9 protein-coding genes are annotated in these 12,447 nt (G+C 59.0%); 6 read left to right on the forward strand and 3 right to left on the reverse strand.

Going from position 1 to position 12,447, the window contains the following annotated elements; all coding sequences use genetic code 11:
• The first annotated feature begins 308 nt into the window (after positions 1–308).
• The 6 genes from BM438_RS09135 to BM438_RS09160 all read left to right on the forward strand — a co-directional run bounded on the left by BM438_RS09135 (position 309) and on the right by BM438_RS09160 (position 7,615).
• Positions 309–1,487, forward strand: a complete 1,179-nt coding sequence (locus tag BM438_RS09135; RefSeq protein ID WP_093633935.1) for an ABC transporter ATP-binding protein — start codon at positions 309–311, stop codon at positions 1,485–1,487.
• Positions 1,484–2,443: a carbohydrate ABC transporter permease gene (locus BM438_RS09140; RefSeq protein WP_208620635.1), complete on the forward strand. Its 960-nt coding sequence runs from the start codon at positions 1,484–1,486 to the stop codon at positions 2,441–2,443. The genes BM438_RS09135 and BM438_RS09140 overlap by 4 nt, the downstream gene beginning before the upstream one ends.
• Entirely contained in the window at positions 2,440–3,276 is an 837-nt protein-coding gene (locus BM438_RS09145; RefSeq protein WP_093633936.1) for a carbohydrate ABC transporter permease, read from the forward strand. The genes BM438_RS09140 and BM438_RS09145 overlap by 4 nt, the downstream gene beginning before the upstream one ends.
• A gap of 465 nt (positions 3,277–3,741) precedes the next feature.
• A complete protein-coding gene (locus tag BM438_RS09150) occupies positions 3,742–4,890 on the forward strand; it encodes a porin (protein WP_093634075.1) in 1,149 nt (382 codons plus the stop codon).
• A 196-nt stretch (positions 4,891–5,086) separates the two neighbouring features.
• Positions 5,087–6,295: a pyridoxal phosphate-dependent aminotransferase gene (locus tag BM438_RS09155; RefSeq protein ID WP_167378350.1), complete on the forward strand. Its 1,209-nt coding sequence runs from the start codon at positions 5,087–5,089 to the stop codon at positions 6,293–6,295.
• Positions 6,296–6,538: 243 nt separating this feature from the next.
• Positions 6,539–7,615: an aminotransferase-like domain-containing protein gene (locus BM438_RS09160; protein WP_208620636.1), complete on the forward strand. Its 1,077-nt coding sequence runs from the start codon at positions 6,539–6,541 to the stop codon at positions 7,613–7,615.
• A 611-nt stretch (positions 7,616–8,226) separates the two neighbouring features.
• Here BM438_RS09160 and BM438_RS09165 read toward each other — a convergent pair.
• From BM438_RS09165 to BM438_RS09175, 3 genes are all read right to left on the reverse strand, one after another.
• Positions 8,227–9,330: an aminotransferase class I/II-fold pyridoxal phosphate-dependent enzyme gene (locus BM438_RS09165; protein ID WP_093633939.1), complete on the reverse strand. Its 1,104-nt coding sequence runs from the start codon at positions 9,328–9,330 to the stop codon at positions 8,227–8,229.
• Between the two features lie 351 nt (positions 9,331–9,681).
• Positions 9,682–10,773 carry a succinylglutamate desuccinylase/aspartoacylase family protein gene (locus BM438_RS09170; RefSeq protein ID WP_208620637.1) on the reverse strand — a complete coding sequence of 364 codons (1,092 nt, stop codon included), beginning with the start codon at positions 10,771–10,773 and terminating at the stop codon, positions 9,682–9,684.
• 356 nt (positions 10,774–11,129) lie between these two features.
• On the reverse strand, positions 11,130–12,284 hold the full coding sequence (locus BM438_RS09175; protein WP_093633940.1) for an ABC transporter substrate-binding protein: 1,155 nt from the start codon (positions 12,282–12,284) through the stop codon (positions 11,130–11,132).
• Positions 12,285–12,447: the final 163 nt, after the last annotated feature.

The raw sequence follows: 12,447 nt of genomic DNA on the forward strand, positions 1-12,447 counted from the left end.
GGGCACCCCAAGCCGGCCCAATATCGTGCTCCCATCGCTTCAAAGTTTCTTGTGCATCGAGGCGGGCGCGTTGCCGCAAGCCGGCTACGGCGCGGCACAACGCCGGCGGCGGGCCGACGCAGGTGGCGGATCATCGCAATTCGCCGCAATAGTATCGAATTTTTCGATGAACGTCATCCCGTTGTCGCCGACTGCGCCGAAAATCAGTGCGGTAATCAAGAGAGCAACTTATCCGGGTGGGGCGTTACCCACGGGCCGGAATTGCGGCCGCCGTCTGCCCGGTCGCTCTCCCTTCAAGAGGAAAAACGATGGCTGCAGTTTCAATGGCGGGAATCTCCAAACGGTACGGCGCGACGCCCGTGTTGCGTGACGTTTCCCTTGAAGTAGGAAAAGGAGAATTCCTCACCCTGCTCGGCCCCTCTGGCTGCGGCAAGTCCACGTTGCTGAGAATTCTCGCCGGACTCGAGGTCCAGGACAGCGGGTCGATGTCGATCGGCGGCCGCGTGGTCGACGGCCTGCGGCCCAAACGGCGCGACGTCGCCATGGTGTTCCAGTCGTATGCGCTCTATCCCCACTTGACCGTCGCCGCAAATATGGCGCTGCCGCTGCGCATGCGCCAGCTCTCGAGCTGGCAGCGGTTGCCGCTTGTCGGGCGCATTCTGCCTGGGACCGCTGCAGGATGCGCCGACATCGAGCGTGAGGTGACTCGCACAGCCAAAGCGCTCAGCATCGGCCATCTGCTCGCTCGGAAGCCCGGCCAGCTCTCCGGCGGTCAGCGCCAGCGCGTCGCCGTTGGCCGCGCGATGGTGCGCCATCCGGCCATCTTCCTGATGGACGAACCGCTTTCCAATCTCGACGCCGAGATGCGCGTGCAGATGCGTACCGAAATCCATGAACTGCACCAGCGTCTCGGAACCACCTTCGTCTACGTCACGCATGACCAGGCCGAAGCGATGACGCTGTCGGACCGCGTCGCCGTAATGCTCGATGGCGAACTCCTGCAGGTCGCCCCTCCCCAGGTCATCTATAACGACCCCGACAGCCGGCGCGTGGCCGAATTCATCGGCTCCCCGAAAATCAATATGCTGGACGGACTGGTTCGCGGACCTGGCGAAATCGATGTGGCGGGCTCCACGCTTGTCGTCGACACCGATGCGCCTGCAGGCGCCGCGCTCACTCTCGGGATACGGCCCGAAGCCTTTCATGTTGCCGACCATGCCGGAACCGGAACGCTTACCGGAGCCGTGAGGATGATCGAGCACATGGGCTCCGACCTCTTTGTGCACGTGGACGTAGGCGGTCTGGAACGCCCGCTCATCGCGCGGTTGCTCGCCGAACGTGCGCCGCACATTGCCAATGGCCAGACCATCCATCTTGGCGTGTGTCCTGAGCGGGTGCTCCTTTTCACACGCGACGGCCGGCGGTTGCGGTTGCCGTCGCAGCCATCAGGCGCCAGCGTAACTCGGATTCGAGGGGCAGCCCAGTGACCGGTACCATCATCGACCAGCCCGATACAACCCTGACTGACGCTGTTAAAAGTGATGTGCCGCAGAGTGCCGTGCGCAGACGTTGCACCGGCGAGGCGCTTGTCGCCTGGACCCTCGCCGGCCCTGCGCTGCTGCTCCTCATCGTGCTCTGCTTCCTGCCAGTTCTCGCCGTACTGATCATTGCCTTTACTGACTGGCAATTTGGCGCCGGCACGCTCTCCTTCGTGGGACTTTCGAACTTCCGCGAGATCTTTGCCGACGATCAGTTTCGCGCTTCGCTGGCCAACACAGCTATCTACGTAATGATAGTAGTGCCCGGCACCGTGACCCTGGGGCTTGCCATCGCGCTGCTGATTGAAAGCGGCAAGAGCCTTCGGGCCTTTTACCGGGCGGTTCACTTCCTCCCCTTCATGGCCACGCTTGCCGCCATGGCAATCGCCTGGGAAGCGCTGCTCCATCCCACGATAGGCTTAGTCAATCAGTCACTGTCCAGCCTTGGGCTGCCGACCGCCAACTGGCTCCGCGACGAAAACACCGTGCTGCCAGTGCTCGCCATCATTGGCATCTGGCAGAACCTCGGCTTCGCCATGGTGCTATTTCTTGCGGGGTTGAAATCAATTCCGCAGGATCTTTACGACGCCGCTGACATTGATGGTGCTGACCGGTGGCTCGATCGTCTGCGCACCGTCACGCTACCGATGCTTGGGCCCGTGTCCATGTTCGTCGTCATCATCGTAGCACTGCGCGCATTCGAGACTTTCGACACCGTGCAGATATTGACACAAGGGGGGCCGGGATACGCGTCGTCCACCCTGCTCTTCATGCTCTACCGGGAAAGCTTCGAGTATCTGCGCACGGGTTACGGTGCCGCGGTTTCCGTCGTCTTCCTTCTTATTGTGGTGGCGCTCTCCCTGATCCAGGCACGCGTCATGGACAAGAGGGTTCACTACCAATGATAACCACCCGCCTTTCTTTGCCGTCCGCAATCGTACGCCATGGCGTGCTGCTTCTCACCGGTGCGCTGATCCTCGTGCCTTTCATATGGATGGTCAGCCTCTCCATCAAGCCGCCCGAGGAGATTTTCCGCGCGCACTTCTCGCTTTTCCCGCACCATTGGTATGCGGTTGAGAACTACAGAAAGGCACTCACCAGTGTGCCGCTGCCGCGTTACATGCTAAACGGCATCATCGTTTGCGCAACCATTCTCGCACTACAGATCGCGACTTGCGCGCCCGCTGCCTACGCGCTCGCCAAACTACATTTTCGCGGCCGTGACCTCCTATTCGCGATGGTACTAATTGGCCTCCTTCTGCCGCACCAGGTGCTGGCATTGCCGCTGTTCATTCTTGGCTACAAACTCGGCATGCTGAACAGCTATGCAGCTCTCATCTTTCCTTACGTCGTTTCGCCCTTCGGGATCTTCCTCTTCCGCCAGTTCTTCCGGTCCATTCCAGACGATGTCGTGCATGCTGCAAGGCTGGATGGCCTGTCCGAGTTCAGCATCGTCTGGAAGATCATGGTGCCGATGGCCCTACCAGCGATCATAGCCTTCTCGATTTTCTCGGTGGTCAGTCACTGGAACGATCTTTTCTGGCCCCTGATCGCGGTACGCGACGAGAACCTTATGCCGCCGCCACTCGGGATAATGGCCTTCAGAAACGAGGAAGCGGGCAACGACTATGGCCCCCTGATGGCCGCGGCCACCATTGTTGTCCTTCCGCTCATCGTCGCTTTCCTGGCTGCACAAAAGTGGTTCGTCGATGGGCTGACTGGTGGGGCGGTGAAATGAGGCAGCGCCGCGTTCATTCGCTCCAGGGACCGCTACAACACGGGACGCCTCGAGTGGGTCTTTCAGGGATTTCTTTCCTGCTGACGCGCTGTTGCGGCGCGTCAGCAGGGTCTGGCAGCAAATCAACGATGACAGCTCCCACATCGCTGGATTCCGGTGTCTCGTGGATTCCTGCAGCGCTGGCTGTGCAGCAGCTGTCGTGTTCGCCCGGCGCTGCGGCGCGCGCCCCTCACCTCCAAGGGAATTCGGCGTCGCGATCGCGCCAGCGGTTGAACGAGTGAAAGCGTATCAGATAGCGCCAATGCGCAAAAAGACGTCATGCAGCTTAACGCTCGGCCGTCAGTCCGAAAGATGCCGCCGGACGTACACCATCTGATTTCGCTTTAAGTACTGGACCCCGTACTCCACAAAACCATCGAAAATCGCCGAAAACATTAACCTAGTACTACTAAATTTATGAAAGAGATAAAAAAGATTCTCCACTATGGTGGCCTGTCACTTGGCCTCATCGCCTGCTCCAGCGTTTCACATGCGCAAAGCTCAGTCACGCTTTACGGGATCCTCGCCAGTGGCTTCGTCTATACGAATAATGCTGGCGGCCACAGCAACATCCAGCAAGCCAGTGGCCTGCCAACCAGCAATCGCTGGGGACTGCGGGGCACGGAAGATCTGGGTAACGGCCTGAGCACCGTTTTTGTTCTCGAAAGCGGCTTTGACCTTTCCACTGGCAAACTGGGACAAAATGGCCGCCTGTTCGGCCGCAAAGCTTATGTGGGTCTATCGGACGCTCGCCTGGGCACGCTTACGTTGGGCCGGCAGTATCAAACCACCAACGATTACCTGGCGCCGTTGGCATTGACGGGCACGTTCGCTGGCGGTAGCCTGGCGGCGCACCCCTACGATAACGACGACCTGAACGGCTCAATCAAGAGCAATAATGCGGTCAAGTTCCAAAGCGCTAACTACGGCGGTTTCCAGTACGGTGGAATGTACGGCTTCTCGAATGCGGCCGGAAGCTTCGCCGACAGCCGCGTATACAGCTTCAGCGCGTCGTATGTGACCGGCGGTTTGACAGTCGCATCCACTTATATGCATCTGAATAATGGCGGGTCCGCAACGAATCCCAACGGCGCGGTTGCAACCGGCGACTCCACCTTCTATGCGTCACGCCAGGACACCTGGGGCGCTGGGGCCAACTATACATTTGGCGCAGCAACCGTGGGCCTTCTGTTTTCTCAAACGCAACTGGGCAATGCTACCGCAATCGGATCATACGCCGCTGGCACTTCGAGCAACGTGAAGCTGACGAATCCGAGCGCACGCTTCACCAACTACGAGTTCAATGGCCGCTATCAGCCCGCTGCGAACTGGACCCTGTCAGCCGCATACACCTTCACAGACGCGCGTCTGGATGGTGAGCACCCGAAATATCAGCAGCTCACTGTTCAGACTGCCTACCTGCTGTCGAAGAGAACCGACCTGTTCGCGGCAGCCGCATACCAGCACGTAGGTAGCACTGGCAAGTCCGGTATCACGGCGCATCTCGTCGGCTTGAGCAGTTCGTCGACGAATTCTCAGGTGGGCGTAGAGATTGGGATTCGTCACCGCTTCTAGCCGCTCGACGGAGCGACGAATGAAGACCGGGCCGCAAGCGAGATTTGGCGGTCGGACAACCGCTCCATTCCCTCAAGGCGCTCGCCCGAAATGAAATGGGAGGCACCCCTGTGCCTGCTCGGATTTTGGAATGACCGGTCGCCGCAGGCCCCGGTCGATACTGAACAACTGTCACAGGATGACTACACCAAGTACTATGAAACCTGATTTTTTGGCGCAGCGCGTGCGAACTGCCAAGCCATCTGCGACCAAGGAAATGACCCGCCTGGCCAATGAGCTCAAACGCGAAGGGCGTGACGTGATCGCTCTCAGCCAGGGTGAGCCTGATTTTCCAACGCCACAACATGTGCGGGAAGCGGCGAAATCAGCCATCGATCGCAATGAGTCGCGATATACCGACGTGGCGGGCACGCTTGCGTTACGCGAAGCGGTCGCCCGGAAATTCGAACGGGATAACGGCTTGAGTTTTGATCCCGGCCAGATTCAGGTTGGATGCGGAGCCAAGCAGGTCCTCTACAACGCATTACAGGCAACGATCGGTCCAGGTGACGAGGTAATCATACCGACGCCGGCCTGGGTCTCCTATCCTGAGATGGTTCTGCTTGCCGACGGTCGGCCCGTAATCGTACGTTGTGGCGCGAGCACCGGTTTCAAAATCACGCCCGAACAGCTGGAAGATGCCATTACGGCGAGAACGAAATGGCTGATGCTGAATTCGCCATCGAATCCTAGCGGAGCGGTCTACACTCACAATGAGTTAATGGCCCTCGGCGAGGTGTTGTTGCGCCATCCTCATGTATGGGTGATGGCCGATGACATCTATGAGAAGATCCGCTACGACACCACACCGTTCGCGACACCCGCGGCGGTCGTCCCGGATCTGGCAGCGAGAACGCTTACGATAAACGGTGTATCGAAAGCGTACGCCATGACGGGCTGGCGCGTCGGCTTCGGTGCCGGGCCTGTTCCCCTGATCAAGGCGATGAATCTTGTGCAATCGCAGGCAACCTCGCACACCAGTTCGATCAGCCAGGCCGCCTCAATTGCTGCACTTGACGGACCGACGGATTTCCTCCACGGTTTCGTCCAGGCGTTTCGTCGGCGACGTGACACTGTCGTTGCTGCCCTGCAGAGCGTGGATGGCTTGACCTGCGACTCTCCGCGCGGCGCTTTTTATGCTTTCCCAGGGTGTCATGGCCTGCTGGGACGACAAACTCCATCTGGCGCTCTGATCGAAACAGACACGGACCTCGCGATGCACATCCTGCGTAGTTCGGGCGTCGCGGTAGTCCCCGGTTCCGCTTTTGAACTTCCCGGCCACTTCCGTGTTTCCTATGCGGCCTCGGACGCAGAGCTCTTCCAGGCCATGAACCGGATTTCCGAGGCATGTTCGGCCCTACGATAGAGACATCGCGCTCCATCCGCGCGGCATGCATTTGCTCGAAAGCGGCAGGCTCATGACAAAGTGGAGCAGACGAATACATGAACTCGAAGATCTGAAATGAGGCTGCTGCCCCGCTCGTCGCGCTCGTTGCCACGACGGGGACAAGATGCAACTACCCCGACCAACACTGGAGCCTAGTTTATGAGCAGCAAAAATAGCGACGTAGCCTCGGCGTTTGCCGACAGGCCCGCGCACATACTCAACATGAGCGGCAATCTTCCACCGAAAGTCCCTCACGTGTTTGACGATGCGTACCGCGGGGCGATTGCTGCGGTACTGGAAGAGCAGTCACCGAACGACCTGATAGGCGCTCACCAGTTCCGCGGCTCGGAACGTGATCGCGTCGCCGGAGCGGCCTTCGTCGCCCGACGGCTGCCCCACTCGCCGGACCCTGACCGGATGATTGTATGCAATGGCACCCAAAGCGCACTGACAATGTTGATGACGGGCCTCGTCGGGCGTGGCGGAGCGCTCGCGATCGAAGCGTTGAGTTATCCAACCATGCATCAGTTTGCCGGGATGCTGGGCATCGAACTTTGCGCGATCCCGATGGACGAGGAAGGCATCTTGCCCGACGCCTATGAGGCCACATGCCGGAACCGCAAATTGTCGGCATATTATGCGATGCCCACGCTGCAGAATCCGACGACAGCGATCATGAGCGTCTCGCGTCGGCAGACGATTGCAGAAATCTCTCGCCAGTACGGCGTAGCGATTATTGAAGACGACATTTACAGCCTGCTGCCACGCGATGTGCCTCCCCCGCTCTCGTCATACGCTCCCGAAATCTCCTGGTATATCCTCGGCACCGCGAAAGCCATGGCCGCAGCACTCAAGGTCGCCTATATCGTTGCACCCAGTCCGGACGCTGCACGATCGCGTTTCTGGCCTGGCGTGCGGGCCACGTACTGGATGAGTGGACCGATCAACGTGGCGACGGTTTCGCAACTGATTACGACCGGCGGTGCGGACGCAATTATCGATGCCGTACGTGCCGAAACCGTCGCACGTCAAGCGATGGTTTCACAGCGACTGCAGGGCGCCAGCATCGGTGCACTGCCTGAAGGTCTACATGTCTGGCTGACGCTGCCCCCGGAACTGCATCGCGACCGGTTCGCAGCCAGCGTGCGTGAACTCGGCGCAGAGATCAGCACCAGCGACACCTATTTATTTGGCGAAGGTGACGCGCCGAACGCTGTCAGGTTCGGTACCGGCGCGGCGCCGAATCGCCAGGAATTTGAACGCGGCCTGAATGCCATCGTCGACGCTTACAATCGATGACAGGCGATGAGGCAACCGTAGTCGAGGCCTCACGCAAGAATCCAGACCCATGATCATGATCGTTGCGCAGAACGGGTTCGCACGTGAATGACAAGGAATGGGAAAGCACTGCATGGCAATGACACGTTGGCATGCAGGCCACGCGTGCGGCCGCGCGGCGGTGCTACCCATTTGCGCTGCAGGCCAGCAACAGCGCATGTCTGCGTGCAGAACCGTGGCCTTGACAAAGTCTGGTCGGGCCCGCCAACATTGATGCGCGGGTCCGATGTATCGCGTGTCGAGTGAAGGTGCAACATTGGCTGCCTCCCCACTATCGCTGAGGGGCTTCCGTCATGCCGCCTCAAGGTACGCGTTCAGCACGGCAGGTGAAGAGGGAGATGGCGATATCGGCGCCGCGCAACAGGGCATTTCCGCTTCGAAGTGGATAGGGTTTCGCTGTCGGCGTGTTCCCTTTGCGAGAGCGCGCGCAGCGCGCGAAAGGCAAAAGCGTAAGTGTCTGCGAAAGCGCTTCACCCATATAGTGATAGATTTTCAGGCCTTTTGCACTGACCAACGTGCCGGCCGCCCGCAAATTGGCAACGTCGCTCAGAGTTCGGCGCTGACCTGCTGTGCTATCCCAATGCCGAACGAAATACCAGGAGCGCGCGAGAGAGAGCTTCACGGTCTTGCGTCGACGTCAGGCTGAGCCGGATTCCGTGAGGATGGTCGGCGTCGTCCCGTAGGCAAAAGCTGGCGCTTCCAGTAGCGTGAACCCCGGCGCCGTCCAGTCTCCGAAAAATCCGGGCTTCCTGCTCCGCGCTCGCGGGTAGCCAGAGATGTGGGCCACAGCGATCAGCGCGATAGTCAACCCCGGACAGGACGTCCGCAGCGAGTTCATGACGAATGGCTAGTTCTTCGCGCGTCGCGCGGGTCAGCAGATCAGCGAGTTGTCCGGCGAGTACTCGCTCAGCCACATAACCGTGAAACATGGTGGGACTATAAAAATTTACTCCATCAAGTCCGTCCAACAGGCTTATCAATCTACCTTCGTCCGGAGCCACCACGAAGGAACAGCGCAATCCAAGTGCAACAGCTTTGCCCAAGCCCGAAATATACCAATGTCGGTCTGGGATCATGCTACGCAGGGTCGCTGGTGGTTCGTCGGCGAGTGCGCCCATCACATCATCCTCGATTACCTGAACATCGAACTTCGCCGCAATCTCCGCAATGTCGGACAGGCGCTCCACGCTCAAGGTTGATGTTGTCGGATTGTGAAGCGAGGGATTGATATAGATGGCGTCTACGCCGCGACTTTTGCACAAGTTATGGAGCGCCGCGGGGACCAGACCGCGGTCGTCCATTGATATTGCAACATTGCAAAGCCCCAGGTGAGCGAACAATTTGTGTGCGACCGAATGGGTAAGCGCCTCAACCGCAATTCTCCCTCCACGCGCCACCAGGTGCGGAATCAGCAGCAGGAGCGCTGCTTGCGTGCCACCCACCGGAAGAATCGACGGGGGCATGGGCGCGGTGCGCAAACGCCTTGCCATCCATGCGCTCCCCAACTCGGCGAGGCGCCGTGGACTGGAAAGCCGCATGTCGGAGAAAACATCGACACTCTCGAGCCCGGCAACCAGAGGAAACAGTACCCTTCCATGCTGCTCGGTGAGGACCGATGTAAGCCGCCCGAGATTATGCCTGGTTGCATCTTCGGGTGTTACTTTGTCACTTTGCATTGAAGAAATCATCAGTACAGGACCGCAGTGAAACAGCTCAGCCCGGTCAGTGCACCATGGCCATCGAAAAACTCCTTGCGATGAGACGTGCCCTGTTCAAACGCCAATCCTCCCGGCGCTCGATTCCCGAATCCGATCGCATTTGTAAACCCGGCTGTTCTGAGCCACAAAATCATGGAACCGTTTTGTTTCGCACATGTGGTCGTCAGAACTGACTTTCCTTGTCACCGCCCCGGCACCCTGAGCGCAACCGACCGTGTGAGCGTCCGAAGAGAAAGTCCGACGGTTTCACGGCGCCCGACTGTGCACTGGTTCGTTGCTCCCGGTACCGGGCCGGAAGCACGCAGCGATTCATAGCGATGAAGGCGCCCAGTCCCGTCCGAGCACAAATACGCAATCGCCAAGGCCGCTCCGCGCCGGGACCCGCCTGCATAATACGATTCCGTCGACGGGCGCAAGCACGGGCTCAGGCTCCTTCCAGGGAGCAGTCGGAAAATGCATCATTCCTGTGATCTGATTCGCCTGTACCTCGTCGCCTAGCCCGACATAGGGCTCAAACAGTCCGGCTTCTGCGCTTTGAACATAGACATAGTCCCGGGCGGGCACCCGACGGATCAGCCGCGTTGGCGGTGGCGGCTCGACTGCAATTGCGCGACTCAGGACGCCCGTGTGTTCAAGCAGGCGGGCAAGGCCCTTCTCAGCCATTCGCAATGCGGGTGCCGATACGGCTCCACCGCCACCGAGCTCTGTCGACAGGTGATAGACACCCGTGCGCCGACATGCGCCGATGAGCGCGCCATCGCCTCCGGTCGAATGATCGATGATCATACTGGTCGGCATCCCAAAGACCTTCAGCAACTCGAGCGAGCGGCTGAAACGTGCCGGGTCATCGGAACGAGCAATCACCGCACAGGGAAGATAATCTCCTTTGTCTCCCCCCGAATGAAAGTCAAACGCATATTCCACCCCCGGCAAGATCTCGGACTCGATCATATGGGCGATCATGGATGTTGGGCCGCCCATCGGGTCGCCCGGAAAGAGGCGGTTCAGATTGCCACCGTCAAGAGGCGATGTCCGCCGCCCGGCCCGGACCGCCGGCGTGTTCGCAGCCGGCAAAAAAATTATCTGCCCTCGAACGTCTTCCGGCTGCAGGGTACGGATCAGCTTCATCAGCATAACCTGGCCTTCATATTCATTGCCGTGATTCCCAGCCATCAGCAGCACGCGGGGGCCCTCGCCGTTCTTGATGGAAACTACCGGAATGCCTTCACAGCTGTAGAGACCGGTTTCTTCCCCCGAGGTATCGTGAGTCCCCAGGGGCAACCAAAGGTAACCCTGCGCTTTCCCCTCAGCGCCAAGGTCGACATCCGTCCATATACGCGAGCGATGTTTCGCTTTGCCGGGATCCAGGTTGTGATGGCCGACGTTTTCCCTAAGACTCACTGTATTCTCCTATCAAATTTCGTTCAACGGCCAACGTTGTTGTGCGAAACGTTTCCGCCAAGATTCATCCGTCCTGCACTCCAATCGGAGCCCCGAAGCCGGCCGGACAGGTCTTCGAAGGTAGAAGCACCCCGAGACTCCCAACACAAGGCTTCTGGAATGGATTCTGCTCAAGCCTTTGCAACATTGAGCTCGAAGACGAATGCCCCGAAGGGGACGTACTACCGGGCCTGGGAACGAGGCGGAACGCCTTTCAAGCCGGCAAAGACGCCCATATTCAGGCAGGCCAGCAAGATTGCCCTTGCAACTGCGCGTCGACGGCCCGCCTCAAGGCCCTGAAACGCCCGGATCGCAGGCTACCTCGCCAACAGATTTTGAACGTCGTTGACCATCAGCTTCATTGCTTCCTCAGGCGAACGCTTCAGCGTCACCACCTCCTGAAGGTGTAACGCAATTGCTTCGGTGATCCGCAGGGAGTTCTTTCCGGGAAAGGAGTACCACCCGGCAGACTTTGACGAGGCGAGCAATGCAGTCATTCGGGGATCTTTTGCGTCAGTAGACTGCTCGAGTTGTGCTACGGTCAGTCGATTCCCGGGCACGTATCCGGTCGATTCGAACATTGTTTTCTGTGCCGTTGAACCAGCCATGAACTTCATAAAAGTCCACGCGGCCTGCTGCTTTCCGGTGTCTTTCGTCAGCATCATCAGGCAGTTGCCACCCGCCGGAAGATGTCCATTGCTGGCAAGCGGGAGCGGCGCCGTTCTCACCTCAAATTTCGCCTGTTTCATGAGGCTCTTGAGAAAGCCGCTTGAAGTGACAATGAGCCCCATCCCGCCGGTGGAAAAAGCTTGATAGGCCTGGTCACGAGACATATCGACTTGCCCGGCCGCACCGAACATCTTCAATACGTTCAGCGCGCGCATGCCTTCCGGGCCGTCAAATGCGATCTTCCTGTCATCGGGCGACATCATGCGACTGCCCTGTGAGTCGACAAGAGCCATAAAGGTCCAGTTACCGGGAGACGCATAGTCAAAAAAACCTCCGACACGCTTCCCGTCCAGGGCCGTGATCCTTGCAGCGAGATTGGAAATCTGCTCCCAAGTTTGGGGAAGCCGGTTCGGGTCGCCTCCCGCTTGTTTCACCAGATCCACGTTGTAGTAGACAATGGGCACTGAAACGAGGTTCGGCAATCCGTAGGTCCGGTTTCCATAGCGGCAAAGCGCATCTGACGCAGGCTGATAGCTATGTTTCGCCCAATCCTTGTCGGCATTCAGCAATGGTTCGAGCGGCGTCGCCAAGCCACGCTGCGCCGTCAGCGCGGAACGGTTATATCCCTGAAAGATGACGTCGGGCAAAGAACCAGCAATGTTGTCGCGCAGCAGTCGCTGCGTGAGGTCATCATAGTCAACCGCGGGCGGTCTGACGCGAAGGTCGATGTCTGGATGTTCCGTCCGGAACCGCTGTATGAGCTGGGGCGGCGTCGATAGCGTCGTCCCCAGCACTTCGATCATCGTAGCCGCTGCGCTCCTTCCTGATATGCCGCAAAGCAGGAGATACGACAAAGACAAAATAAGTGACTTCTTGAGCACAGTGTTGCCCCTATTTAAACGTCGGTTCGCGCAGGGTGGATGTCCCGCGATCTCTCCGATCCGAGGCTGTTATTCCAGCTCCCTG

It is taken from the genome of Paraburkholderia aspalathi (assembly GCF_900116445.1).
Lineage (GTDB): Bacteria > Pseudomonadota > Gammaproteobacteria > Burkholderiales > Burkholderiaceae > Paraburkholderia > Paraburkholderia aspalathi.

Coding starts and splice junctions, on each gene's coding strand:
- BM438_RS09135 (WP_093633935.1), top strand. CDS start 309: ATGGCTGCAGTTTCAATGGCGGGAATCTCCAAACGGTACGGCGCGACG.
- BM438_RS09145 (WP_093633936.1), top strand. CDS start 2,440: ATGATAACCACCCGCCTTTCTTTGCCGTCCGCAATCGTACGCCATGGC.
- BM438_RS09155 (WP_167378350.1), top strand. CDS start 5,087: ATGAAACCTGATTTTTTGGCGCAGCGCGTGCGAACTGCCAAGCCATCT.
- BM438_RS09160 (WP_208620636.1), top strand. CDS start 6,539: ATGAGCGGCAATCTTCCACCGAAAGTCCCTCACGTGTTTGACGATGCG.
- BM438_RS09165 (WP_093633939.1), bottom strand. CDS start 9,330: ATGCAAAGTGACAAAGTAACACCCGAAGATGCAACCAGGCATAATCTC.
- BM438_RS09175 (WP_093633940.1), bottom strand. CDS start 12,284: ATGATCGAAGTGCTGGGGACGACGCTATCGACGCCGCCCCAGCTCATA.